Below are 24,302 nucleotides of genomic sequence, written 5' to 3'. Positions count from 1 at the left end.
TGTTGTTCTAGAGAGATTCGACCTTGCGGCCGGCAAGTGCGCGCGCAATGCCCGCGTTCATTCGCTGTGCAGCAAAGGCTTCGGTGTCGTCGGCCAGCTTCTTGGTGGCAGCCTCGATGGCGGCGGCCTCGTTGCTGCCCTTGGCGGTTTCACGCAACTGCGCCATCGATGCGTCTATGACGGCGCGCTCTCCGTCGCTCAGCAGGTCACCGTCAGCATCGAGCGCGCTCTGCGTGGCGAGCAACATGCGATCGGCATCGACGCGCGCCTCGACCAGCGCACGGGCCAGCATGTCCTGCTGCGCCGTGGAAAAGCTCTCCTGCAGCATGGTCGCGATCTGGTCGTCCGACAGACCGTATGACGGCTTGACCGCCACGCTGGCTTCGACGCCGCTGCCCTGCTCCTTGGCACTCACGCTCAGCAGACCGTCTGCGTCGACCGTGAAGGTCACGCGGATGCGTGCCGCGCCGGCCGCCATCGGCGGGATACCGCGCAGCGTGAAGCGCGCGAGGCTGCGGCAGTCGGCCACGAGATCGCGCTCGCCCTGCACCACGTGCAGTGCCAGCGCGGTCTGGCCGTCTTGATAGGTCGTGAAGTCCTGAGCCATCGCGGTGGGGATGGTCTGGTTGCGCGGCACGATGCGCTCGACCAGACCGCCCATGGTCTCGATGCCGAGTGAGAGCGGGATCACGTCGAGCAACAGCAGCTCGCCCGCGCCGTTGTTGCCGGCGAGCTGGTTGGCCTGGATGGCAGCACCGAGGGCCACGACTTCATCAGGGTTCAGGTTGACCAGCGGCTCGCGGCCGAAGAACTCGGCGACGGCGCTGCGGACCTGCGGCATGCGGGTGGAGCCGCCGACAAGCACGATGCCCTGCAGGTCGTCGGGCTTGAGCTTCGCGTCGCGCAGTGCCTTGCGGACGGCAGCAATGGTGCGATCGGTGAGCGGCCGCGTGGCGGTGTAGAACTGTTCGCGGGTCAGGTCGAACGAAGCGGTCTTGCCTGCCACGTCAGCCTTGAACAGGGCCGATTCCGAATCGGTCAGCACCTCTTTCGCGGCCCGTGCGGCGACCAGCAACGCGGCCTTGTCGGCATCGCTGCCGGCTTGCAGGCCCGTCTGCGCGAGCACGAAGCCGGCCAGCGCGTGGTCATAGTCGTCGCCGCCAAGGGCCGAGTCGCCACCCGTGGCAATCACTTCGAACACACCCTGCGTGAGCCGCAGGATCGAGATGTCGAAGGTGCCGCCGCCCAGGTCGTAGACCGCGTAGACACCTTCGCTCGCGTTGTCGAGGCCATACGCGATGGCGGCCGCCGTGGGCTCGCTGATAAGGCGAAGCACGTTGAGGCCGGCGAGCTGCGCGGCATCCTTGGTCGCCTGGCGCTGGCCTTCGTCGAAGTACGCCGGCACGGTGATGACGGCACCGTAGAGCTCGTCGTCGAAGGTGTCCTCGGCACGAAAGCGCAGCGTGGCCAGGATCTCGGCGCTGATCTCGACCGGCGACTTTTCGCCCGCCAGGGTCTGCACCTGCACCATGCCGCCATCGCTGCTGCCGATGCGGTATGACATCGCTTCGCGGTTCGCGATGTCGGCCAGGCCGCGGCCCATGAGCCGCTTCACCGAAGTGATCGTGTTGGCCGGGTCCTTGGCGCGCGCCGCCAGCGCATCGAAGCCGATCTGGCGGCGGTCGTTTTCAAGGTAGCGCACAGCCGAAGGCAGCAGCACGCGACCCTGGTCGTCGGGCAGGCATTCGGCCACGCCATTGCGCACCGCGGCCACCAGCGAATGGGTGGTGCCGAGGTCGATGCCCACGGCAATGCGACGCTGATGCGGGTCGGGCGCCTGGCCGGGTTCGGAAATCTGAAGAAGAGCCATCAGGCCTCCCGCCGGGCCGCCCCAAGGGAGGCCTGCGCCCCCTCGGGGGGCAGTGAATACACGAAGTGATGAGCGTGGGGGTTCATGTCTCTATTGTCCCAACTGATCGAATTTGGCTTCGACGTCCTGTCCGAAGCGCTCAATGAACATGAGGGCTCTCACCTGCTGCGCGGCGGCGGGGTAGTCGCCTTTTTCGTCGATCAGCCAGTCGAGCGACGACAGTGCGCGGGCGCGGGCAGCCTCGACCTCAGCCTGGAGTTTCTCGAGCGAAGCGGCGTCTTCGACATCGTCGAGCGCCTCGCGCCACTCCATCTGCTGCATCAGGAACTCCGGCGGCATCGCCGTGTTGTTCTCGGCGTTCAGCGGTGCGTCGTGCAGTTCGCAGATGTAGCTGGCGCGGCGGATCGGATCCTTCAGCCGCTGGTAAGCCTCGTTGATGCGCACCGACCACTGCATGGCCACACGTTGCGCGGCGGCGCCCTGCGCGGCAAAGCGGTCCGGGTGGGCTTCGCGCTGCAGCTCTTTCCAGCGCGCGTCGAGCACCGCACGGTCCTGCGCGAAAGTCGCCGGGACGGCGAACAGTTGAAAGTCGGTGTCGTTCAGGTTCATGGCAAGAAAAAACCGCCAGCACATGACATGGTGGCGGCTGTTGTCGCGGTCAGCGACGGCGCATCAGATGCGAAAACTTTCCCCGCAGCCGCAACGGTCGCGTTCGTTGGGGTTGATGAACTTGAAACCCTCGTTCAGGCCCTCGCGCACAAAGTCGAGCTGCGTGCCGTCGATGTAGGCCAGGCTCTTCGGGTCGACCAGCACCTTCACGCCGTGGTCTTCGAACACCACGTCTTCAGGCGTGAACTCGTCCACGTACTCGAGCTTATAGGCCAGGCCGGAGCAGCCCGTGGTCTTCACGCCCAGCCGCACGCCCACACCCTTGCCCCGTTTGCCGAGGTAGCGGGTGACGTGTCGCGCAGCGGCTTCGGTCAGCGTGACGGCCATGTCAGTGAACAGCTTCGGCAGCAGCAGCTTCGGCCTTGACGCCGTGCTTGGCCTTGTAGTCGCTCACGGCGGCCTTGATCGCGTCTTCGGCCAGGATGGAGCAGTGGATCTTCACGGGCGGCAGCGCCAGTTCTTCGGCGATCTGCGCGTTCTTGAGCGCAGCCGCTTCGTCGAGCGTCTTGCCCTTGACCCATTCGGTCACGAGCGACGACGACGCAATGGCCGAGCCGCAGCCGTAGGTCTTGAAGCGCGCGTCTTCGATCACGCCGGTTTCGGGGTTGACCTTGATCTGCAGCTTCATCACGTCACCGCAGGCCGGCGCGCCGACCATGCCGGTGCCTACCGAGTCGTCGCCCTTTTCGAAGGAGCCGACGTTGCGTGGATTTTCGTAGTGGTCGATGACCTTGGAAGAATATGCCATGGTGTACCTCTCAAACTTTGTTCAATCGTGGAGCCTGGTGCGGGCCTGCGTCAGTGGGCCGACCACTGGATCGTGCTGATGTCGACGCCGTCCTGGAACATCTCCCACAGGGGGCTCAGCTCACGCAGCTTGGCAACGTTGTGCTTGATGGTCGAAATGGCGTAGTCGATTTCTTCTTCGGTCGTGAAACGGCCGATGGTCATGCGAAGGCTGCTGTGGGCCAGCTCGTCGCTGCGGCCCAGGGCGCGCAGCACATAGCTGGGCTCCAGGCTGGCCGAGGTGCAGGCCGAACCCGACGACACCGCCAGGCCCTTGATGCCCATGATCAGCGACTCGCCTTCGACGTAGTTGAAGCTCATGTTCAGGTTGTGCGGCACACGGTGTTCGAGGTCGCCGTTGATGAACACCTGCTCGACATCCTTCAGGCCATCGAGCAGACGCTTCTGCAGGCGGCGCGCATGGGCGATGTCGTCCTTCATTTCGAGCTTGGCGATGCGGTAGGCCTCGCCCATGCCGACGATCTGGTGCGTGGGCAAGGTGCCCGAACGCATGCCGCGTTCGTGACCGCCGCCGTGCATTTGCGCCTCGAGCCGCACTCGCGGCTTGCGGCGCACGTACAGCGCGCCGATGCCCTTGGGGCCGTAGGTCTTGTGCGAGGCGAGGCTCATCAGGTCGATGGGCAGCTTCGTGATGTCGATATCGACCTTGCCGGTGGCCTGGGCCGAATCGACGTGGAAGATGATGCCCTTTTCGCGGCAGACATTGCCGATCGCGACCACGTCCTGGATCACGCCGATTTCGTTGTTCACGAACAGCACGCTGGCCAGGATGGTGTCAGGGCGAATCGCGGCCTTGAACTTTTCAAGGTCGACGAGGCCGTTTTCCTCGACGTCGAGGTAGGTCACTTCGAAGCCCTGGCGCTCGAGTTCGCGCATCGTGTCGAGCACGGCCTTGTGCTCGGTCTTCAGGGTGATCAGGTGCTTGCCCTTGCCCTTGTAGAACTGGGCCGCGCCCTTGAGCGCGAGATTGATCGATTCGGTCGCGCCCGACGTCCAGACGATTTCGCGGGGATCTGCATTGATCAGGTCAGCCACCTGGCCACGCGCCTTCTCGACCGCCTCTTCAGCCTCCCAGCCCCATGCGTGGCTGCGCGACGCCGGGTTGCCGAAGTGTTCGCGCAACCAGGGAATCATGGCGTCGACCACACGCGGGTCGACCGGCGTGGTCGCGCCGTAATCGAGATAGATCGGGAAATGAGGAGTTACGTCCATGGCTGGCTCGTGCTGGCGTGGGGGTTGTTTTTTGATCTGGGCTGCTCAAGGTGGCGTCCGAAGGCGCCGCCGGGGACTCAGTACTCAGGACTTGGCGAAGGCGTTGCCGAGCGCGAACACCGAATTCGGTGCGTTGACGCGGATCGGCTTGACCACCGGCTGGGCCGAGATCGCACGCTTGACGACTGGCTTGTTTTCGATCTGCACGCCCTTGGCGATCTGGTCGTCGACCAGCTTCTGCAGCGTGACGGAGTCGAGGAATTCGACCATGCGCTGGTTCAGCGAGGCCCAGAGCTCGTGCGTCATGCATCGGCCGGCTTCGCCGAGGCAGTTTTCCTTGCCGCCGCACTGGGTGGCATCGATGGGTTCATCGACGGAAACGATGATGTCGGCCACGGTGATGTCCGCGGCCTTGCGACCGAGGCTGTAGCCGCCGCCGGGGCCGCGGGTCGACTCGACCAGCTCGTGACGGCGCAACTTGCCGAACAGCTGTTCGAGGTACGACAACGAAATCTGCTGCCGCTGGCTGATCGCAGCCAGCGTGACCGGACCGGTGTTCTGACGCAACGCCAGATCGATCATTGCTGTGACCGCAAAACGGCCTTTGGTAGTGAGACGCATCGCAAGCTCCTTCAAGTGCTTACCGTTGAAATGACACCGTGGTCCTGGACCGCGGTGACTTCGTCTCCGCCCTGCCCGACCCCTGACGCTGGTGAACCAGTCGGTAGGAGTCGGTCCTTCATCGCGAAGTTCTTTTCTTGTTGTTGACTGTTTCGCTCAAGTATAACAGAAGCCCCCGAGGTCTGCTGGGGTAAACCCCAGCGCGGTTCGCTTGAAGAATGCGAACGTCTGACCTACTGCGGCGGGATCGCGATGTTGTCGCCGCCCGACGCCCCGAACGCCTGCTCCCGCAGCAGCGCCAACTGGTCGCGCACCCGGGCCGCCTTCTCGAATTCGAGGTTGCGGGCGTGCTCCAGCATCTGCTTTTCCAGCCGCTTGATCTCCCGGGCGATGTCCTTTTCGCTCATGTCCTCGACCTTGGCGCGTTCCAGGTCGAGCTTGGCCATTTCCTTGCCGGTTTTCTCGCTGTAGACGCCGTCGATCAGGTCGCGCACCTGCTTGACGATGCTGCGCGGCGTGATGCCGTTGGCTTCGTTGTAGGCAATCTGCCGGGCACGGCGGCGCTCGGTTTCGCCGATGGCCTTCTTCATCGACTCGGTCATCCGGTCGGCGTAGAGGATGGCCTTGCCGTTCAGGTTCCGCGCTGCGCGGCCGATGGTCTGGATCAGCGAGCGCTCTGCGCGCAAGAAGCCTTCCTTGTCGGCGTCGAGGATCGCCACCAGCGATACCTCGGGAATATCCAGCCCCTCGCGCAGCAGATTGATGCCCACCAGCACGTCAAAGGTGCCCAGGCGCAGATCGCGCAGGATTTCCACCCGCTCGACCGTGTCGACGTCACTGTGCAGATAGCGCACCTTCACCCCGTTGTCGCCCAGGTAGTCGGTCAGCTGCTCGGCCATGCGCTTCGTCAGCGTGGTGATAAGCACGCGCTCGTTCTTGTCCACGCGCACGCGGATCTCGCCCAGCACGTCGTCCACCTGATGCGTGGCGGGCCGCACCTCGACCTCGGGGTCGATCAGTCCGGTGGGCCGCACCAGCTGTTCGACCACGTTGCCGGCATGGTCCTTCTCGTATTGCGCTGGCGTGGCCGAAACGAAGATGCACTGGCGCATGCGCTTTTCGAACTCCTCCATCTTGAGTGGCCGGTTGTCCAGCGCACTCGGCAAGCGGAAGCCGTACTCGACCAGCGTGGTCTTGCGCGCCCGGTCGCCGTTGTACATGGCGCTGAGCTGGCCGATCATCTGGTGACTTTCGTCGAGGAACATCAGCGCGTCCTTCGGCAGGTAATCGGTCAGCGTGGCCGGCGGGTCGCCTGGCGCAGCGCCAGAGAGGTGGCGCGTGTAGTTCTCGATGCCCTTGCAATGGCCGATTTCGGCGAGCATTTCGAGGTCGAAACGGGTGCGCTGCTCCAGCCGTTGCGCCTCGACCAGCTTGCCCGCCCCCACCAGTTCCTTGAGCCGATCGCCAAGCTCGATCTTGATGGTTTCCACCGCCGCCATGACCTTGTCGCGCGGCGTGACGTAATGGCTCGACGGATACACGGTGAAGCGCGGCACCTTCTGGCGGATGCGGCCGGTCAGCGGGTCGAAGAGCTGCAGCGACTCGATCTCGTCGTCGAACAGCTCGAAGCGAATCGCCAGCTCGCTGTGCTCCGCCGGGAACACGTCGATGGTGTCGCCCCGCACGCGAAAGGTGCCGCGGGCAAAGTCCTGCTCGTTGCGCAGGTACTGCATGCGGATGAGCCGCGAAATCAGGTCGCGCTGGCCGACCTTGTCGCCGACGCGGGCAATCAGCCGCATCTCCATGTAGTCCTCGGGCGTGCCGATGCCGTAGATGGCGCTCACCGTGGCCACGATGACCGTGTCGCGCCGCTCCAGCACGCTCTTGGTGGCCGACAGCCGCATCTGCTCGATGTGCTCGTTGATCGATGAATCTTTCTCGATGAACAGGTCGCGCTGCGGCACGTAGGCTTCGGGCTGGTAGTAGTCGTAGTAGCTCACGAAGTACTCGACGGCGTTCTTCGGGAAGAACTCGCGGAATTCGCTGTAGAGCTGCGCCGCCAGTGTCTTGTTGGGCGCAAACACAATGGCCGGGCGGCCCAGCCGGGCGATCACGTTGGCCATGGTGAAGGTCTTGCCCGAACCGGTCACGCCCAGCAGGGTCTGGAACACTTCGCCGTCGATCACGCCCTCGACCAGCCCCTCGATCGCCTTCGGCTGGTCGCCGGCCGGCGGATAGGGCTGGAAAAGCTCGAAAGGCGAGTCCGGATAGCGGATGAATTCCCCCTGTTTCGCCGGCCCGATCGGGTCCAGTTTCTTCAGGTCTGCTATGGCTTCGTTGTTCTCTGGCATGGCTGTTCCCGACAGGTGGCGCTCGCGCCGGTAAAATTCAAGGCAACCGGAAAGGATAAAGCCTCCTCCGGTTGCAGCGAAGCTTTCATCCCAAAGGACCTTTCCATGTCTATGTTCACCGCGGTCGAAATGGCGCCGCGCGACCCGATCCTCGGCCTCAACGAGCAATTTGCAGCCGATACCAACCCCAACAAGGTCAATCTCGGCGTCGGCGTCTATTACGACGACAACGGCAAGCTGCCACTGCTGCAGTGCGTGCAAGCGGCAGAGCAGAACATGATGAAAGCGCCCACGGCGCGCGGCTACCTCCCCATCGACGGCATTGCCGCATACGACAGCGCTGTCAAGGCGCTGGTCTTCGGCGCCGACAGCGAACCCGTCACCTCGGGCCGAGTGGCCACCATCCAGGCCATCGGCGGCACTGGCGGCCTGAAGGTCGGCGCTGACTTCCTGAAGAAGCTCAACCCCAACGCCAAGGTGCTGATCAGCGACCCGAGCTGGGAAAACCACCGCGCGCTGTTCACCAACGCCGGCTTCGAAGTCGAAAGCTACCCCTACTACGACGCCGCCAAGCGCGGCATCAACTTCGACGGCATGCTGGCCGCGCTCAACGCAGCCCCTGCCGGCACCGTCGTCGTGCTGCACGCCTGCTGCCACAACCCGACCGGCTACGACATCACGTCGGCACAGTGGGACCAGGTCGTCGCCACTGTCAAGGCCAAGGGTCTCGTGCCTTTCCTCGACATGGCCTACCAGGGCTTCGGCTACGGCCTGAAGGAAGACGGCGCCGCCGTCGCCAAGTTCGTCGATGCCGGCCTGACCTTCTTCGTCTCGACCTCGTTCTCCAAGAGCTTCAGCCTGTACGGCGAGCGCGTGGGCGCCCTGTCGGTGCTGTGCGAGAGCAAGGAAGAAGCCGGCCGCGTGCTGTCGCAGCTCAAGATCGCCATTCGCACCAACTACAGCAACCCACCCACGCACGGCGGCGCCGTGGTGGCCGCGGTGCTCGGCAACCCCGAACTGCGCGCCCTGTGGGAAAAGGAACTGGGCGAGATGCGCGTGCGCATCAAGGCCATGCGCCAGAAGCTGGTCGACGGCCTCAAGGCCGCCGGCGTGAAGGAAGACATGAGCTTCATCACCACGCAGATCGGCATGTTCAGCTACTCGGGCCTGAGCAAGGACCAGATGGTGCGCCTGCGCAATGAGTTCGGCGTGTACGGCACCGACACCGGCCGCATGTGCGTGGCCGCGCTCAACAGCAAGAACATCGAGTACGTCTGTGCCTCGATCGCCAAAGTCATCTAGGTGACAGCAAGGTGTGAGGGAATCGCCTTCGCGACGATTCCTTCACATTCTGTGGAAGAAGGCTCCTCGCGGCGGGGCCGATGTAGGGGTAAGGCCCCCTGCAATGCAGCGAATGCGCTGATATATTGCACCGCAACATTCCACTCCAAGACCAGCGATGCTCTATCAACTCTACGAAGCCCAGCGTTCCCTGATGGAGCCGTTCTCGGACTTCGCACAGGCTGCCTCCAAGCTCTACGGCCAGGGCGCCGTGTGGGGCCAGCTGCCCATGGCCCAGCGCATGGCCGCCGGCTACGACCTGCTCTATCGCCTCGGCAAGGACTACGAGAAGCCCGAGTTCAACATCAAGTCCGTCAAGGTCGACGGCGAAGAGGTCGTGATCCAGGAGGCTGTCGAACTCGACAAGCCGTTCTGCGAGCTGCGCCGCTTCAAGCGCTTCACCGACGAGCCGCACATTCTCAAGACGCTCAAGAGCCAGCCCGTGGTGCTGATCGTGGCGCCCCTGTCGGGCCACTACGCCACGCTGTTGCGCGACACCGTGCGCACCATGCTGCAGGACCACAAGGTCTACATCACCGACTGGAAGAACGCGCGCCTGGTGCCGCTGTCCGAAGGCGAGTTCCACCTCGACGACTACATCAACTACGTGCAGGAGTTCATCCGCCGCCTGCAGGCCGAATACGGCAACTGCCACGTGGTAAGCGTGTGCCAGCCGACGGTGCCGGTACTCGCGGCCGTTTCGCTCATGGCCAGCCGCGGCGAACAGCTGCCGCTGACCATGACCATGATGGGCGGCCCCATCGACGCACGCAAGTCGCCGACCGCGGTGAACAACCTCGCGATGAACAAGAGCTACGAGTGGTTCGAGAACAACGTGATTTACCGCGTGCCGCAGGGCTTTCCGGGTGCGGGCCGCAAGGTCTACCCTGGCTTCCTGCAGCACACCGGCTTCGTGGCCATGAACCCCGACCGCCACGCCAGCAGCCACTACGACTACTTCAAGGACCTGATCAAGGGCGATGACGCCAGCGCCGAGGCCCATCGCAAGTTCTACGACGAGTACAACGCCGTGCTCGACATGGACGCCGATTACTACCTCGAGACCATCCGCACCGTGTTCCAGGAGTTCGACCTGGTCAACGGCACCTGGGACGTCAAGAACCCCCAGGGTCAGGTGGAGCGCGTGCACCCGCAGGACATCCACTCGACCGCCCTGCTCACGGTCGAAGGCGAACTCGACGACATCTCGGGCTCGGGCCAGACCGAAGCGGCGCACAGCCTGTGCACCGGCATAGCCAATGACAAGCGCGAGCACTATGAAGTGAAAGGCGCCGGCCACTACGGCATCTTCAGCGGCCGCCGCTGGCGCGAACTGGTCTACCCGAAGGTGCTGAAATTCATCGCGGCCAACGACCAGCCCCAGAGCCGCGCCGGCAACCGCGGCGGCCTGGCCGCCGAAGACAGCATCAAGCCCGGCCGCAAGGTGCCCGCCGTCGCGGCCAAGAAGCTGCCGGCAAAGAAGGCCACGGCCGTGGCAGTGAAGAAGCCCGCTGCGCGCAAGAAGCCCGGCACCGGTGCGGCGCGCTGAAGAGCGCACGCAACCTCATCACCAAGTGAACAGGCTGGCCGCACGCATCAACGACGCACTGCCTCAAACGCAGTGCACACGGTGCGGCTACCCGGATTGCGCAGGCTACGCACAGGCCGTGGCTGACGGCGAGGCCGGCATCAACCAGTGCCCGCCGGGCGGCGCGGAAGGCATCGAGCGACTCGCAGTGCTCACCGGCCGCGCAACGCTCCCCCTCGATCCCCAGTTCGGCACCGAAGGCCCGCGTGCCATGGCCGTCATCGACGAGGCCTGGTGCATCGGCTGCACGCTGTGCCTCGACGCCTGCCCCACCGACGCCATCGTCGGCATCAACAAGCGCATGCACACCGTGATCGAAGCCCACTGCACGGGCTGCGAACTGTGCATTCCGGTCTGCCCCGTCGATTGCATCTCGCTCGAAGTCGAGACGCCGGGCCTCAGCGGCTGGCAAGCCTGGTCGGCCGAGCAGGCCGAAAGTGCCCGGCGCCGCTACGAAGTGCATGGCAGGCACCGCAACACCGACGCCCGGCTGGCCGAAACGGCGCCCGAGCCCCAAGCCCCGCAAGACGCCGGCGCCCGCAAGCGCGCCATCGTCGAAGCCGCCCTGGCGCGTGCCCGCGCCGCCTCGCAACAACGCCCACCAGCCACCAAACCATGACGCTCGACACCCTGCTCATCTACATCGTCGCTTCGCTCGCGCTGGCCCTGATTCCGGGGCCAACGATGCTGCTGGCGCTGTCCAACGGCATCGAGGGCGGCATGCGCCGCGCGAGCTGGGGCATTGCGGGTGCGTCGCTCGGCAGCATCACCCTGATCGCCGTCGTCGCGCTCGGACTGGGCTCGTTGCTGGCGGCCTCGGAGTGGCTCTTCAATGCGATCCGCGTCGCAGGCGTGGCCTACCTCGTATGGCTGGGCATCAAGCTCTGGCGCAGCGAAACCACCGACCTGCGCACCGCGCTGGCCGAGTCGCCGCTCGAAGTCCGTCCGCAGGGCCGTGTCGCGCTGCTGCGCAGCCTGATGGTGGCGCTGTCGAACCCGAAGACGGTGCTGTTCTTCGCGGCATTCCTGCCGCAGTTCGTCGACATCGCGAAGCCGCAAGGCCCGCAGTACCTGCTGCTGGGTGCAGTGTTCGTCGTGCTCGATACCTGCGTGATGCTGGCCTATGCATCGGCCGGCACGCAGGCCGTGCGCTTCCTCTCGCAGCGGGGCCTCAGGGCAATGAACCGCGGTTGCGCGGCCGGCATGTGGCTGCTCGCGGCTACGCTTGCGGTGTGGCGCCGCCCCGGCGCTTGAAGAGCAACAGCAGCACACCCGCCAGTACCACGGCCACCGCATACCACTCGAAGCGCGTGACCGCCTCGTTGGCGATCCACACGCCCAGCAGCATCGCGATCACCGGGTTCACGAAGGTGTAGCTCGCCGCCAGCGCGGCCGGCGCCCTGGCCAGCAGCACCATGTAGGCGTTGAAGGCAATCAGCGAGCCGAACACCACCAGATAGATCCACGCAGCGACCGCTTCAGCCTGTGGCGGCCAGCTCATCGTTTCGCCAGACACCGCGGCGAGCCCCATCAGCACCACGCCGCCGCAGAGCATTTCGCTCGCGAAGCCCATCGCGCCGGACGCCAGCGGCAGGCTGCGCTGGCTCAGCACGCTGCCAAGCGACCAGCAGACGCAGGCAATGCAGATGGCAACCAGTCCTTCGGGCGAAGAGCGGAAGCCGCTGCCCTGCGTGAGCATCAGCACGCCGACGAGGCCGAGAGCGATGCCCGCGGCTTCGAGCCGCGACGGCTTCACACCCCAGATCAGATTGAGCAGCGCAATCAGCAGCGGAATCACCGCGATGAACGCCACCACCAGCCCCGAACCGATCGACACCTCGGCGTTCGCCGTGCCGCCCATGCCGCCGCCCAGCATCAGCGCGCCGACGATGAAGGCATTGCGCCACTGCACCAGCGAGGGCCACGGCGCGCCGCGCCAGCGCATCCACGCTGCCAGCAGCACACCCGCGACCAGGAAGCGCGAGCCCATCTGCAGGAACGGCGGAAAGCTGATTAGCGCGTACTTGATCGCAAGATAGGTCGAGCCCCACACCACCCAGGTGGCGGCGAGGCAAAGCCACAGCAGCGGCGGCAATCCGGGGCGGCCCGCGGCTGGCGTGGCATGGGCGGGAGAAGCGAGGGTAGGCATGTCGAAGGTGTCTCTTCTGATTCTTGGTATTGGGTGCCGGTCATGGTATGAAAGCCATCCCTCGGGAGCCATGCAGATTTCATGGTTCTGCCCTCGCCAAACCGTCGATTTGAAGGAGTTTCATGGACTTTCCCTTGAACCCCGTGCTGGACGCCCATGACACCCGCATCCTCGCCGAACTGCAGGCCGACGCGCGCCTGACCATGGCCGAACTGGGCCGCCGCGTGCACCTGAGCCAGCCGGCAGTAACCGAGCGCGTGAAGAAACTGGAGGCTGCGGGCGTCATCAGCGGCTACCGCGCCACCGTCAACCTCGGCAAGCTGGGCTACGGCATCCGCGCCATCATCCGCGTCGGGCGCGCGGACTACGACCTCGTCGTGAAACTGGTGCAGGACACGCCCGAATGCGTCAATGCCTACAACGTGACCGGAGAGGACAGCTGGATCCTCGAGATCGCGGTGATCGACGTGAGCCACCTCGACGCGGTGGTCACCAAGTTCTGCATCCTTACCGAGACGGCGACCTCGATCATCCTGAACCCGGCGCGCGAGCACCAGGCGATGCTGCCGCCTCAGCGCTCGGACGTGAAGCCGCCGATCAAGAAGGTGCTCAACGCGTAGCTGCGAGCGCGCTGAACGCCGCTACCACCTCGGGCGGCGCCTGCACCATCTCGATGAGCACGCCCTCGCCCGCGATCGGAAATTCGTCGTTCGCCTTCGGGTGCAGGAAGCAGATGTCGAAGCCGGCTGCACCCTTGCGGATGCCACCCGGCGCAAAGCGCACGCCCTGCGCCGTGAGCCATTCGACGGCCTTGGGCAGGTCGTCGATCCACAGCCCGACGTGATTGAGCGGCGTCGTGTGAACGGCGGGTTTCTTCTCCGGATCGAGCGGCTGCATCAGGTCGACCTCGACCTTGAACGGGCCCACGCCCATCGCGCAGATGTCTTCATCCACGTTCTCGCGTTCGCTCTTGAACGTGCCCGTGACTTCGAGCCCCAGCATGTCGACCCACAGCTTCTGCAGCCGCAGCTTGTCGGGCCCGCCGATGGCGATCTGCTGGATGCCCAGCACCTTGAAGGGGCGTGCGACAGTGGTCATGCGGCACAGCCTTCCGGCTGCTCCTGAACCTGCCGCGCATTCAGGCCCAGCTTGCGCAGCAGCACCGTGTCGGCTTCGACGTCGGGGTTGCCGGTAACGAGCAGCTTGTCGCCGTAGAAGATCGAATTCGCGCCCGCCATGAAGCACAGCGCCTGCACCGCGTCGCCCATCTGCTGTCGGCCGGCCGACAGGCGCACGCGCGCGGTCGGCATGGTGATGCGCGCAACCGCGATCATGCGCACGAAATCGAAGGGGTCGACCGGGTCCGAGTCGGCCAGCGGCGTGCCGGGCACGCGCACAAGGCTGTTGATCGGCACCGATTCCGGGTACGGATTCAGGTTGGCCAGTTGCGCGATCAGTCCCGCACGGTGCACCGGTGCTTCGCCCATGCCGACGATGCCGCCGCAGCACACGCTGATGCCCGCGCTGCGCACATGGGCCAGCGTGTCGAGCCGGTCCTGGTAGGTGCGCGTGTCGACCACGTCGGTGTAGTACTCGGGCGCGGTGTCGAGGTTGTGGTTGTAGTAATCGAGGCCGGCAGCCTTGAGCTGGTGCGCGTGGTGCGGCTCCAGCATGCCGAGCGTGGCGCAGGTCTGCATGCCGAGCCCCTTCACGGCCTCTACCAGCACGGCCACCTTCTCCACGTCGCGGTCCTTCGGGGCGCGCCATGCGGCGCCCATGCAGAAGCGCGTGGCACCGGCATCCTTGGCGGCCTGCGCGGCGCGCAGCACCTCGTCGACCTCCATGAGCTTCTGCGCCTTCACGCCGGTATCGAACTCGGCCGACTGCGGGCAATAGCCGCAGTTCTCGGGGCAGCCGCCGGTCTTGACCGACAGCAGCGTGGCCAGCTCGATGTCGCCTTCGGGGAAATGCTGGCGGTGCACGGTCTGCGCCTCGAACAGCAGGTCCATCAGCGGCTTGTCGAGCAGCGTCTGGATCGCCTCGACGGACCACGGGCCCTCGGTCTTGGAGGCAGCGGCCTTCGCGGGCCGGTGCAGCGTGATCGCCTGTTGCAAGTCGTTGGCACCCATCAGTTGAACTCCAGAATGATTTGATCGACGGCGAGCGATTCGCCCTTGCCCGCCGAAATCTTGCCGACCACGCCGTCCTGCGTGGCAAACAGCACGTTTTCCATCTTCATGGCCTCGATCACGGCCAGCTTCTCGCCAGCGCGCACCTGCTGGCCCGGCTGCACCGACACCTCGACCAGCAGGCCCGGCATCGGCGACATCAGGAACTTGCTCAGGTCCGGAGGTGCCTTGTAGGGCATCAGCTCGAGCAGGCGCGCGCCCAGCGGCGACAGCACCATCGCCTCGATCTGCGTACCGTCGTGCGACACGCGCAGCGCCAGCGGGCTCTTGCCCGCGCCACGCTCCACCTGCGCGGTGAAGGGCTTGTCGTTGACCGTGCCCTGCACGCGGATCGCTCCCAGCGCCAGACTGCTGTCGATCTTGTAGGTCTTGCCGCCCACGGCCACTGCACTCGCACCGGTCTTGCCATGGAAGTCGGTGACCGACACCGGATGGTGCACGTGCTTGCCTTCCGGCCCCAACTCGACCACCACGAACTGCTCGCCCACCTTCACGCCGTGGCCTTCGAGCTGCCCGCTGATGCCCGAGGCACGCGCGCGGTAGCGGCGATGCACGTAGGCCGCGAGCGCGATCAGGAACGACGGATCGGCATGCGGCACGTCTTCCGCGTGGAAGCCCTTGCCGTAGTGCTCGGCGATGAAGCCGGTGTTGAAGTCGCCCGCCACGAACTTCGGATGCGCCAGCAGCGCCGCCTGGAACGGAATGTTGCTGCTGATGCCGCGGATCACGAAGCCGTTGAGCGCCTCGCGCATGCGGGCAATCGCATGCTGGCGGTCCTTGCCGTGCACGATGAGCTTGGCGATCATCGAGTCGTAATACATCGGGATCTCGCCGCCGTCGTACACGCCTGTGTCCACGCGCACGCCTTGCAGGTGCTGCGTGTCGCTCGCGAACATGGTTTCGCCCGGCGGCTGGAACTTCACCAGCCGGCCGGTCGACGGCAAGAAATTGCGGAACGGGTCTTCGGCATTGATGCGGCACTCGATCGCCCAGCCGTTGCGCTTCACCTCGGCTTGCGTCAACGGCAGCTGCTCACCGGCGGCCACGCGGATCATCAGCTCGACCAGGTCGAGGCCGGTGATGCACTCCGTCACCGGATGCTCCACCTGCAGTCGCGTGTTCATCTCCAGGAAGTAGAAGCTCTGGTCCTTGCCGACCACGAACTCCACCGTGCCCGCGCTCTGGTACTTCACGGCCTTGGCCAATTGCACCGCCTGCTCGCCCATGGCCTTGCGCGTGGCGTCGGAGATGAAGGGCGACGGCGCCTCCTCGATCACCTTCTGGTGGCGCCGCTGGATCGAGCACTCGCGCTCGTTCAGGTAGATCACGTTGCCGTGCGAGTCACCCAGCACCTGGATTTCGATGTGGCGCGGCTCCTCGACGAACTTCTCGATGAAAACGCGGTCGTCGCCGAAGCTGTTGCGCGCCTCGTTGCGGCACGAGGTGAAGCCCTCGAAGGCTTCCTTGTCGTTGAAGGCCACGCGAAGGCCCTTGCCACCGCCGCCGGCCGAGGCCTTGATCATCACGGGGTAGCCGATGTCCTTGGCAATCTCGACGGCGCGCTCAGCCGTCTCGATGGCGTCGTTCCAGCCCGGAATAGTGTTGACCTGGGCTTCGTTCGCGAGCTTCTTCGAGGCGATCTTGTCGCCCATCGCTGCAATCGAATAGTGCTTCGGCCCGATGAAGGCAATGCCCTCTTCCTCGACCTTGCGCGCGAAGGCTTCGTTCTCCGACAGGAAGCCGTAGCCCGGGTGCACCGCCTCGGCGCCGGTCTTCTTGCAGGCGGCAATGATGCGGTCGGCCTGCAGGTAGCTCTCGCGGCTGGGCGCCGCACCGATGTGCACGGCCTCGTCGGCCAGTTCGACGTGGCGGGCTTCCTTGTCGGCGTCGGAATAGACAGCGACGGTGAGGATGCCCATCTTCTTCGCCGTCTGGATGACGCGGCAGGCGATTTCGCCACGGTTCGCAATCAGGATCTTCTTGAACATGTTCTTCTTCTCCGTGCCGCTCACAGTGGAATGTTCCCGTGCTTGCGCCACGGGTTCTCGAGCTTCTTCTCGCGCAGCATCACCAGCGAACGGCAGATGCGTTTGCGCGTCTCGTGCGGCAGGATCACGTCGTCGATGTAGCCGCGTGCGCTCGCCACGTACGGGTTGGCGAAACGGGCCTTGTATTCAGCCTCGCGGGCGGCGAGTTTTTCGGGGTCGTTCTTGTCCTCGCGGAAGATGATTTCCACCGCGCCCTTGGCGCCCATCACCGCGATCTCGGCACGGGGCCAGGCAAGGTTGACGTCGCCGCGCAGATGCTTCGAGGCCATCACGTCGTAGGCGCCGCCGTAGGCCTTGCGCGTGATGACGGTGATCTTCGGCACCGTGCACTCCGCATACGCGTAGAGCAGCTTGGCGCCGTGCTTGATGATGCCGCCGTACTCTTGCCCCGTACCGGGCATGAAGCCAGGCACGTCGACGAAGGTGACAACCGGAATGTTGAACGCATCGCAGAAACGCACGAAGCGCGCGGCCTTGATGCTGCTCTTGATGTCGAGGCAGCCCGCCAGCACCAGCGGCTGGTTGGCCACGATGCCGATGGTCTGGCCTTCCATGCGGGCGAAGCCGATCACGATGTTCTTCGCGTAGTCGGGCTGAAGCTCGAAGAAGTCGCCGTCGTCCACTACCTTCAGGATCAGCTCCTTGATGTCGTATGGCTTGTTCGGGTTGTCGGGCACCAGCGTATCGAGCGAGTAGTCGGGCCGGTCGGCCGGATCGCCCAGGCCGTTGTTGCCCAGGCGCACCGGCGGCTTCTCGCGGTTGTTGAGCGGCAGGTAGTTGTACAGGCGGCGCAGCATCAGCAGCGCCTCGACGTCGTTCTCGAACGCCATGTCGGCCACGCCGCTGCGCGTGGTGTGGGTGATGGCGCCGCCCAGCTCTTCGGCCGTGACGCTTTCGTGCGTCACGGTCTTCACCACCTCGGGGCCGGTGACGAACATGTAGCTGCTGTCCTTCACCATGAAGATGAAGTCGGTCATGGCGGGCGAATACACGGCGCCGCCCGCGCAGGGGCCCATGATCATGCTGATCTGCGGCACCACGCCCGAGGCCATCACGTTGCGCTGGAACACGTCGGCATAGCCGCCGAGCGAGGCCACGCCTTCCTGGATGCGAGCGCCGCCCGAGTCGTTCAGTCCGATGACGGGCGCGCCGACCTTCATGGCCTGGTCCATCACCTTGCAGATTTTTTCGGCATGCGCCTCGCTGAGCGCGCCGCCGAAGACAGTGAAGTCCTGGCTGAACACGAACACCAGGCGGCCGTTGATCATGCCGTAGCCGGTGACCACGCCGTCACCGGGAATCTTCTGCTCGGCCATGCCGAAGTCCACCGAGCGGTGCTCGACGAACATGTCCCACTCTTCAAAAGTGTTGTCGTCGAGCAGCAGCTCAATGCGCTCGCGCGCCGTGAGCTTGCCCTTGGCATGTTGCGCGTCGATGCGCTTCTGCCCGCCGCCGAGACGCGCCTGGGCGCGACGCTTTTCGAGTTGTTCGATCAGTTCTTGCATGGTGTGCTTCCGAAGCTGTGGTCCTGAATTTCGTGTCTCATGGTCTGGCCGTGATGGCGGCTGCGGCGAGCAGGTTGCGCGCCGCAGTCGATGCCGGCAACGTGCCCTGCGCCACCAGCTGCGTGAGCTGGGGCAGCAGCTCGCGCACCTGCGGGTGATGCCTGAAGGCGTGCTTGAGTCCGGCGTCGATGCGCTCCCACATCCACGCGGTGGCCTGCTTCTCGCGGCGCTTGGCGAGCTTGCCGTTGGCGGTCTGAAGTTGCCTGAATTGCGTGACGGCGTCCCAGAAGGCATCGACGCCGGTGTTGGCAAGCGCGCTCAGCTGCAGCACCTTGGGGAGCCAGAAGCGCACCTCCACGCCGCTGTGCGCGTCGTGCACCGCATGCGCGTGATCGGGGTTGCCTTGGTGGCCGAAGAGACGCAGTGCCGAAGTGATCTGAGCCTGCGCGCGCGTGGCGGCGTCCTTGTCGATGTCGGCCTTGTTGATGACGACAAGGTCGGCCAGCTCCATCACGCCCTTCTTGATCGCCTGCAGGTCGTCGCCGGCATTGGGCAGTTGCATCAGCACGAACATGTCGGTCATGCCGGCCACAGCGGTTTCGCTCTGGCCCACGCCGACGGTTTCGACGATCACGATGTCGTAGCCGGCCGCTTCGCACACCAGCATGGCCTCGCGCGTCTTCTCGGCCACGCCGCCCAGCGTGCCGCTCGAAGGGCTCGGCCGGATGTAGGCGCGCTCGTGCACCGAGAGCCGTTCCATGCGCGTCTTGTCGCCGAGGATGGAGCCGCCCGACACGGTGGACGACGGGTCGATGGTGAGCACCGCGACGCGATGGCCCTTGCCGATCAGCAGCAGGCCCAGCGTTTCGATGAATGTCGACTTGCCAACGCCCGGCACGCCCGAGATGCCGAGGCGGAACGAGTTGCCCGTGCGCGGCAGCAATGCCGTGAGCAGTTCGTCGGCCTGCGTGCGGTGGTCGGCGCGCGTCGACTCGAGCAGCGTGATGGCTTTTGCAATGGCGCGCCGTTGCGCCATGCCATCGGTTTCAGCGACGGCGCGTTCGAGCGCCTGCGCCTTGTTCAGCACGCAGCCTCCGAGGCCACGCGCCAGCGGTAGTGCAGGTCGACGCCCTCCCCGCCCTCGAGCACGAAGCCGTGCCGCAGGTAGAAGCGGTTGGCGTCGCTCTTCACGAGCGCGGTGAGCTTGATGTCCAGCCGCTGCGCGCGCGCCTGCGACTTGGCCCATTCGAGCACCCATTCACCGATGCCCAGGCCCTGGAAGCCGGTGCGCAGGTAGAGATGGTCGAGGCGCAGCGCGTCGCTGTCCTCGGGCTTGAGCGTGACGAAGCCGATGCGCTGGTCGCCGTCGAGCACGATGTGGTGCATGTACGGCACGAGAAAGCCCGCGCTCAGGCGCTCGCGCGAACGCGCTGCATCGAAACGGCCCACGCGCTCCAGGCTCGGGCGCATCGCGTCGATGCGCAGGGCCAGCATGGCTTCGAAATCGCTGGAATCCACCGGCTGCAGCGACAGCCGCGACAAGAGATCGCCCACGTCGCGCCTCAGGCCGTGACCGCCGCGCGAATCTGCTCCAGCACATCCTTGGCGCTGGCCGGAATGGGCGTGCCCGGTCCGTAGATGCCCTTGACGCCGGCTTCGTAGAGAAAGTCGTAGTCCTGCCGCGGAATCACGCCGCCGACGAACACGATGATGTCGTCCGCGCCCTGCTTCTTGAGCTCATTGATGATGGCCGGCACAAGAGTCTTGTGGCCGGCTGCGAGCGTGCTCACGCCCACTGCATGCACGTCGTTCTCGATGGCCTGGCGCGCGCATTCCTCGGGCGTCTGGAAGAGCGGCCCCATGTCCACGTCGAAACCCAGGTCGGCAAATGCCGTGGCCACCACCTTCGCGCCGCGGTCGTGGCCGTCCTGCCCGAGCTTGGAGATCATCACGCGCGGACGGCGGCCCTGCTCCTCCGCGAAGGCGTTGATTTCGGTCTTGAGGGCTTCCCAGCCTTCGGCGGAGTCATAGGCAGCTGCGTACACACCGGTCACCTTTTGCGTGTCGGCCCGATGGCGGCCGAATGATTTCTCGAGCGCGTCCGAAATCTCGCCCACCGTGGCGCGCAGGCGCACGGCGTCGATGCTCAGCGCCAGCAGGTTGCCGGTGTTGTTCTCGGCAGCAGTGGTCAGCGCGTCGAGCGCGGCCTGCACCCTGGCGGTGTCGCGCGAGGCACGGATCTTCTGCAGCCGCGCCACCTGCTGGTCGCGCACCTTCACGTTGTCGATCGAGAGGCTGTCGATCGCGTCCTCGTTCTTCAGCTTGTATTTGTTGACGCCGACGATCACGTCCTTGCCGGAGTCGATGCGCGCCTGCTTCTCGGCGGCGGCGGCTTCGATCTTGAGCTTGGCCCAGCCGCTATCGACCGCCTTGGTCATGCCGCCCATCGCCTCGACCTCTTCGATGATGGCCCAGGCCGCGTCGGCCATGTCCTGCGTGAGCTTCTCCATCATGTAGCTGCCGGCCCAGGGGTCGATCACGTTGGTGATGTGCGTCTCTTCCTGGATGATGAGCTGCGTGTTGCGCGCGATGCGGGCGCTGAACTCGGTGGGCAGCGCAATGGCTTCGTCGAGCGCGTTGGTGTGCAGGCTCTGCGTGCCGCCGAACACCGCGGCCATCGCTTCGATGGTGGTGCGCACCACATTGTTGTACGGGTCCTGCTCGGTGAGCGACCAGCCCGAGGTCTGGCAGTGCGTGCGCAGCATCAGGCTCTTGGGGTTCTTGGGGTTGAACTCCTTCATGATGCGGCACCACAGCAGGCGCGCCGCGCGCATCTTGGCCACTTCGAGATAGAAGTTCATGCCGATGGCCCAGAAGAAGCTCAGGCGCCCGGCAAAGCCGTCGACGTCGAGCCCCTTGGCCAGTGCGGTCTTCACGTATTCCTTGCCGTCGGCCAGCGTGAAGGCGAGTTCGAGCGCCTGGTTGGCGCCGGCTTCCTGCATGTGATAGCCGCTGATCGAGATCGAGTTGAACTTGGGCATGTTCTGCGCCGTGTACTCGATGATGTCGCCGATGATCCGCATGCTCGGCGCTGGCGGAAAGATGTACGTGTTGCGGACCATGAACTCCTTGAGGATGTCGTTCTGGATGGTTCCGCTCAGCTGGTCTTGCGCCACGCCCTGCTCTTCGGCCGCGACCACGTAGCCCGCCAGCACCGGCAGCACGGCGCCGTTCATCGTCATCGACACGGAGACCTTGTCGAGCGGGATCTGGTCGAACAGGATCTTCATGTCCTCGACCGAGTCGATTGCCACGCCTGCCTTGCCGACGTCGCCGGTCACGCGCGGGTGGTCGCTGTCGTAGCCGCGATGCGTGGCGAGGTCGAAGGCCACGCTCACGCCCTGCCCGCCGGCGGCCAGCGCCTTGCGATAGAAGGCGTTCGACTCTTCGGCGGTGGAGAAGCCGGCGTACTGGCGGATGGTCCAGGGGCGCACTGCGTACATGGTCGCCTGCGGGCCGCGCAGGTAGGGCTCGAAGCCGGGCAGCGTGTCGGTGTACTTCAGGCCCTGCAGGTCGGCGGCGGTGTACAGCGGCTTCACGGCGATGCCGTCGGGCGTGATCCAGTTCAGCGCGTTCACGTCGCCGCCGGGTGCGGACTTGGCAGCAGCCTTGGCCCAGGCTTCGAGGTCGGCGGGCTTGAAAGAGGGTTCGGGTGTGCTGCTCATGAAGGGGCCGTTCGCAGTGTCTTGCAGGGTATTCGCAAATTCGCCTGCACGGATTTGCAAGCCGGCCGCGAGTCTAACCGATCCATAATTATTAATTCAAACACCGTTTTTGAAGTACAGTCCGGCCCATGTCCGCCGTCACCCTCACCCCCCGTGCCCTCTATGAAGAGGTGGCCGAGCTGCTGCGCCAGCGGATCTTTCGCCGCGAGCTGGAGCCCGGCAGCTGGATCGACGAACTCAAGCTGGCCGAGGAATACGGCATCAGCCGCACGCCGCTGCGCGAGGCGCTGAAGGTGCTCGCAGCCGAAGGCCTGGTAACGATGAAGGTGCGGCGCGGCGCGTACGTGACCGAGGTGTCGGAGCAGGACCTGACCGACGTGTACCACCTGCTCTCGCTGCTGGAGAGCGACGCCGCCGGCGTGGTGGCCGAGCGCGCCACCGACACGCAGCGCGCCGAGCTGAAGGCGCTGCACGCCGAGCTGGAAGCAGCAGCCTCGCCCGAGAACCGGGAGCACTTCTTCGCCCTGAACGAGCGCTTTCACATGCGGTTGCTGGCCATCGCCAACAACAAGTGGCGCGACCAGATGGTGGCCGACCTGCGCAAGGTGATGAAGCTCAACCGGCACAACTCGCTGCTGAAAGCCGGCCGGATCGCCGAGTCGCTGGCGGAGCACCGCTCGGTTATGGCGGCCATCGAGGCGCGGGACGCGGAGGCCGCCATGGCCCGCATGCGCGAGCACTTCCAGAACGGACTCGAAGCCGCGAACTAGCGCCTTTCAGCGCGGCGCGGCACCGGCGAGAAACATGTCGACGGCGCGCTGAACCAGCGCGTGAATCTGCTCTACCGACACGGGCTCGGGGTCGACCTGGAAGAGCCGCGCCTGGGTCTCCGCCGTGATCAACGTGGTGAACTGCAGCGCGGTCACGTGTGGGTCCCGGCGCCGTAGTTCGCCACGCTTCATCGCCGCATCCATGAACCCCGCGAGGGTTCGGATGTATTCGGCAGGCCCCGACTCCTGGAACTGCTGCCCCACGTCGGAGCGCCCGGCTTCGGCAAGAACCATCCGGTAGACCGCCAGCGCGTCCGCGTCGTTGGTCAGCACGAACAGCATCCGCTCGCCGAACCGCATCAATTGCGCCTCGAGCGTGGCGGTCTCGTTCGCCTCCTGCAACTCGGCCGCGGCCTCAGCCAGATGCGAAACGGCCACGGTTTGCACGACCGCCCTGAAGAGCTCCTCTTTCGAGGCGAAGTATCCGTACAGGGTGGCCTTCGACCCACCCAGGCGCTTTGCGAGCTCGTTCATCGACGTGCGCTCGTAACCCAGCTCCTTGAACAGCGCCACCGCCGCTTCAAGGATGACGTTGCGCCGCGCTTCTGTCCTGACCTTCATCGCATTTCCCTCAAAAGAATACCCAACTGTACAGTTTTCTTGACATCGCCAAAATCCACCTCAATAATGAACCGTACCGTACAGTTTTAAATCTGGACACGGTCGTTGCCCTCTTCATTCACTTGTCCATTCACTTCTTCCCAATTCAAGGAACGCGATGCGTGCTCTTTCCGATGCCCCCAAGGCCATCACCCTGGCGGTCTGCCTGATCCTGACGGCGTGTGCCAGCACACAGCCGGTGCCGTATGCCGGCATCGCCTCCGCGTCCCAGTTGCGACCCAGCCAGCATGACGACTCCGGCCGCATTCCATTCGAATACAAGGCAAACATCGACTGGCGGCGGTATTCGGATTTCGTCCTCGATCCGGTCGCCATCTACCGCGGCAGCGACGGCCAGTTCGAAGACGTGTCGGAAGAGGACAAAGTCTTCCTGGCGCGCTACATGCAGAACCAGTTCACCGACAAGCTGAATGCGCGCTTCCGGAACGCTCCTGGCAGAAACGCCAACGCTGTACGGATCAAGCTGACGCTCACCGGCGCCAAGACGAACACCGCCGTGCTCAGCACCTTCTCGCGCTTCGACCTGCTGGGCGGCCCGTACAACGCCGTGCAGGCCATCCGCGGCAAGGAAGGCGCGATGACGGGCTCGGTGAGCTTTGCCGTCGAAATCTACGACGCCTCGACCAACGAACTGCTCGGCGCCTACGTCACCAAGCAGTACCCGAACGCATGGAATCTCAAGGCCGGCATCGGGGCCCGGAGCGCTTCCATCGCAGGCATTGAAAACGGCGCCGACCAGCTGGTCGCGTACCTGCAATGACGACGGCGCTCTGGAG

General features: G+C 65.1%; 23 protein-coding genes. 7 read left to right on the top strand and 16 right to left on the bottom strand.

The window, feature by feature from the left end; all coding sequences use genetic code 11:
• Window positions 1-7: 7 nt before the first annotated feature.
• The 7 genes from hscA to uvrB all read right to left on the bottom strand — a co-directional run bounded on the left by hscA (window position 8) and on the right by uvrB (window position 7,530).
• Window positions 8-1,870: a Fe-S protein assembly chaperone HscA gene (hscA, locus tag BLW48_RS17605; protein ID WP_093176615.1), complete on the bottom strand. Its 1,863-nt coding sequence runs from the start codon at window positions 1,868-1,870 to the stop codon at window positions 8-10.
• Between the two features lie 90 nt (window positions 1,871-1,960).
• Window positions 1,961-2,479: a Fe-S protein assembly co-chaperone HscB gene (gene hscB / locus BLW48_RS17600; RefSeq protein ID WP_093052332.1), complete on the bottom strand. Its 519-nt coding sequence runs from the start codon at window positions 2,477-2,479 to the stop codon at window positions 1,961-1,963.
• Between the two features lie 63 nt (window positions 2,480-2,542).
• Window positions 2,543-2,866, bottom strand: coding sequence for an iron-sulfur cluster assembly protein IscA (iscA, locus tag BLW48_RS17595; RefSeq protein WP_007828190.1), 324 nt, complete (start codon window positions 2,864-2,866; stop codon window positions 2,543-2,545).
• Between the two features lies 1 nt (window position 2,867).
• Window positions 2,868-3,287 carry a Fe-S cluster assembly scaffold IscU gene (gene iscU / locus BLW48_RS17590; protein ID WP_093176614.1) on the bottom strand — a complete coding sequence of 140 codons (420 nt, stop codon included), beginning with the start codon at window positions 3,285-3,287 and terminating at the stop codon, window positions 2,868-2,870.
• A 50-nt stretch (window positions 3,288-3,337) separates the two neighbouring features.
• Window positions 3,338-4,558, bottom strand: a complete 1,221-nt coding sequence (locus tag BLW48_RS17585; protein WP_093052338.1) for an IscS subfamily cysteine desulfurase — start codon at window positions 4,556-4,558, stop codon at window positions 3,338-3,340.
• Window positions 4,559-4,642: 84 nt separating this feature from the next.
• The gene (iscR, locus tag BLW48_RS17580; protein WP_007828186.1) at window positions 4,643-5,179 is read right to left on the bottom strand and encodes a Fe-S cluster assembly transcriptional regulator IscR; all 537 of its coding nucleotides are present in this window, start codon (window positions 5,177-5,179) and stop codon (window positions 4,643-4,645) included.
• Between the two features lie 233 nt (window positions 5,180-5,412).
• The gene (gene uvrB, locus BLW48_RS17575) at window positions 5,413-7,530 is read right to left on the bottom strand and encodes an excinuclease ABC subunit UvrB (RefSeq protein ID WP_093052341.1); all 2,118 of its coding nucleotides are present in this window, start codon (window positions 7,528-7,530) and stop codon (window positions 5,413-5,415) included.
• A gap of 105 nt (window positions 7,531-7,635) precedes the next feature.
• Between uvrB and BLW48_RS17570 the strand changes: the two genes are divergently transcribed.
• The 4 genes from BLW48_RS17570 (at window position 7,636) to BLW48_RS17555 (ending at window position 11,713) form a co-directional block, all read left to right on the top strand.
• Window positions 7,636-8,832, top strand: a complete 1,197-nt coding sequence (locus BLW48_RS17570; protein WP_093176612.1) for an amino acid aminotransferase — start codon at window positions 7,636-7,638, stop codon at window positions 8,830-8,832.
• A gap of 157 nt (window positions 8,833-8,989) precedes the next feature.
• Window positions 8,990-10,420, top strand: a complete 1,431-nt coding sequence (locus BLW48_RS17565) for a polyhydroxyalkanoate depolymerase (protein WP_093052347.1) — start codon at window positions 8,990-8,992, stop codon at window positions 10,418-10,420.
• Between the two features lie 25 nt (window positions 10,421-10,445).
• On the top strand, window positions 10,446-11,078 hold the full coding sequence (locus BLW48_RS17560) for an RnfABCDGE type electron transport complex subunit B (RefSeq protein WP_093176830.1): 633 nt from the start codon (window positions 10,446-10,448) through the stop codon (window positions 11,076-11,078).
• Window positions 11,075-11,713 carry a LysE family translocator gene (locus BLW48_RS17555; protein ID WP_093176610.1) on the top strand — a complete coding sequence of 213 codons (639 nt, stop codon included), beginning with the start codon at window positions 11,075-11,077 and terminating at the stop codon, window positions 11,711-11,713. The genes BLW48_RS17560 and BLW48_RS17555 overlap by 4 nt, the downstream gene beginning before the upstream one ends.
• On the opposite strand, the gene yedA is transcribed toward BLW48_RS17555, so the two are convergent.
• Window positions 11,679-12,608 carry a drug/metabolite exporter YedA gene (gene yedA, locus BLW48_RS17550; RefSeq protein ID WP_093078055.1) on the bottom strand — a complete coding sequence of 310 codons (930 nt, stop codon included), beginning with the start codon at window positions 12,606-12,608 and terminating at the stop codon, window positions 11,679-11,681. The two genes, BLW48_RS17555 and yedA, sit on opposite strands and share 35 nt — an antisense overlap.
• A 122-nt stretch (window positions 12,609-12,730) precedes the next feature.
• Here yedA and BLW48_RS17545 point away from each other — a divergent pair, with 122 nt between their 5' ends.
• Entirely contained in the window at window positions 12,731-13,228 is a 498-nt protein-coding gene (locus BLW48_RS17545; protein ID WP_093078053.1) for an Lrp/AsnC family transcriptional regulator, read from the top strand.
• On the opposite strand, the gene BLW48_RS17540 is transcribed toward BLW48_RS17545, so the two are convergent.
• From BLW48_RS17540 to scpA, 7 genes are read right to left on the bottom strand one after another with little or no spacing between them, the layout of a single operon-like run.
• Window positions 13,218-13,706: a VOC family protein gene (locus tag BLW48_RS17540; protein WP_093052362.1), complete on the bottom strand. Its 489-nt coding sequence runs from the start codon at window positions 13,704-13,706 to the stop codon at window positions 13,218-13,220. The two genes, BLW48_RS17545 and BLW48_RS17540, sit on opposite strands and share 11 nt — an antisense overlap.
• Window positions 13,703-14,737: a biotin synthase BioB gene (gene bioB, locus BLW48_RS17535; protein WP_093176609.1), complete on the bottom strand. Its 1,035-nt coding sequence runs from the start codon at window positions 14,735-14,737 to the stop codon at window positions 13,703-13,705. The genes BLW48_RS17540 and bioB overlap by 4 nt, the downstream gene beginning before the upstream one ends.
• Window positions 14,737-16,785 carry an acetyl-CoA carboxylase biotin carboxylase subunit gene (accC, locus tag BLW48_RS17530; protein WP_093176828.1) on the bottom strand — a complete coding sequence of 683 codons (2,049 nt, stop codon included), beginning with the start codon at window positions 16,783-16,785 and terminating at the stop codon, window positions 14,737-14,739. The genes bioB and accC overlap by 1 nt, the downstream gene beginning before the upstream one ends.
• 20 nt (window positions 16,786-16,805) lie before the next feature.
• Window positions 16,806-18,350: an acyl-CoA carboxylase subunit beta gene (locus tag BLW48_RS17525; protein ID WP_093052368.1), complete on the bottom strand. Its 1,545-nt coding sequence runs from the start codon at window positions 18,348-18,350 to the stop codon at window positions 16,806-16,808.
• Between the two features lie 37 nt (window positions 18,351-18,387).
• Window positions 18,388-19,437, bottom strand: a complete 1,050-nt coding sequence (gene meaB / locus BLW48_RS17520; protein WP_093176607.1) for a methylmalonyl Co-A mutase-associated GTPase MeaB — start codon at window positions 19,435-19,437, stop codon at window positions 18,388-18,390.
• Window positions 19,431-19,904, bottom strand: a complete 474-nt coding sequence (locus BLW48_RS17515; RefSeq protein ID WP_093052372.1) for a GNAT family N-acetyltransferase — start codon at window positions 19,902-19,904, stop codon at window positions 19,431-19,433. The genes meaB and BLW48_RS17515 overlap by 7 nt, the downstream gene beginning before the upstream one ends.
• Window positions 19,905-19,912: 8 nt before the next feature.
• A complete protein-coding gene (scpA, locus tag BLW48_RS17510) occupies window positions 19,913-22,075 on the bottom strand; it encodes a methylmalonyl-CoA mutase (protein WP_093052376.1) in 2,163 nt (720 codons plus the stop codon).
• Window positions 22,076-22,203: 128 nt separating this feature from the next.
• On the opposite strand from scpA, the gene BLW48_RS17505 reads away from it, so the two are divergent.
• Entirely contained in the window at window positions 22,204-22,845 is a 642-nt protein-coding gene (locus BLW48_RS17505; RefSeq protein WP_093176606.1) for a GntR family transcriptional regulator, read from the top strand.
• 6 nt (window positions 22,846-22,851) lie between these two features.
• On the opposite strand, the gene BLW48_RS17500 is transcribed toward BLW48_RS17505, so the two are convergent.
• On the bottom strand, window positions 22,852-23,466 hold the full coding sequence (locus BLW48_RS17500) for a TetR/AcrR family transcriptional regulator (protein WP_093052382.1): 615 nt from the start codon (window positions 23,464-23,466) through the stop codon (window positions 22,852-22,854).
• 157 nt (window positions 23,467-23,623) lie between these two features.
• On the opposite strand from BLW48_RS17500, the gene BLW48_RS17495 reads away from it, so the two are divergent.
• On the top strand, window positions 23,624-24,286 hold the full coding sequence (locus BLW48_RS17495; RefSeq protein ID WP_093176604.1) for a DUF3313 domain-containing protein: 663 nt from the start codon (window positions 23,624-23,626) through the stop codon (window positions 24,284-24,286).
• The last annotated feature ends 16 nt before the right edge of the window (window positions 24,287-24,302 follow it).

Source organism: Variovorax sp. YR266, from assembly GCF_900107295.1.
Classification (GTDB): Bacteria; Pseudomonadota; Gammaproteobacteria; order Burkholderiales; family Burkholderiaceae_C; genus Variovorax.
This window is presented reverse-complemented; position numbering and strand designations above follow the sequence as displayed.